The sequence below is a fragment of the Yersinia sp. 1252 StPb PI genome, from assembly GCF_048593885.1.
In the GTDB taxonomy this organism is placed as follows: Bacteria; Pseudomonadota; Gammaproteobacteria; order Enterobacterales; family Enterobacteriaceae; genus Yersinia; species Yersinia enterocolitica_E.
The window spans coordinates 1-429 of record NZ_JAZGQE010000497.1; the positions used below are offsets into that span (position 1 = coordinate 1).

Below are 429 nucleotides of genomic sequence, written 5' to 3' on the forward strand. Positions count from 1 at the left end.
AGACAAGGGAAATGGAGATAAGAATGGATAAAAGCTATATTATCAATGGGAATGTCATATTCTATCCTGGCAGCGGTATAGTATCTTCACTATTAACAGGTAGTACAGTTAAACTTAATGCCCCTACGGCACAATTATTAGAGGCTTTTGTCTCCCGAGTGGGAATGACAATTTCACAAAGTGAACTTTATAATATTGCCTGGGGCGAAAAAGGTTCGAGTGTCACTCCTAACACGTTGTATCAAAATATCTCTTTATTACGAAAAGCACTCAAAGATGTTGGTGTTATCGGTGAGTCTGTAACAACTGTTAGAGGGAAAGGTTTTATTTTTACTATGTCAACAGTTATAGAAAATATGACTGATAACGAGATTGTGAAAAACATTAGTTTAGAGTGTAGCGATAACAAAACAAAAAAAAGATGATTGT

General features: G+C 35.2%; 1 protein-coding gene. It reads left to right on the forward strand.

Going from position 1 to position 429, the window contains the following annotated elements; translation table 11 throughout:
• The coding region (locus V2A85_RS24490) for a winged helix-turn-helix domain-containing protein (protein ID WP_420072664.1) at positions 1–425 on the forward strand (425 nt) is incomplete at its 5' end.
• Positions 426–429: the final 4 nt, after the last annotated feature.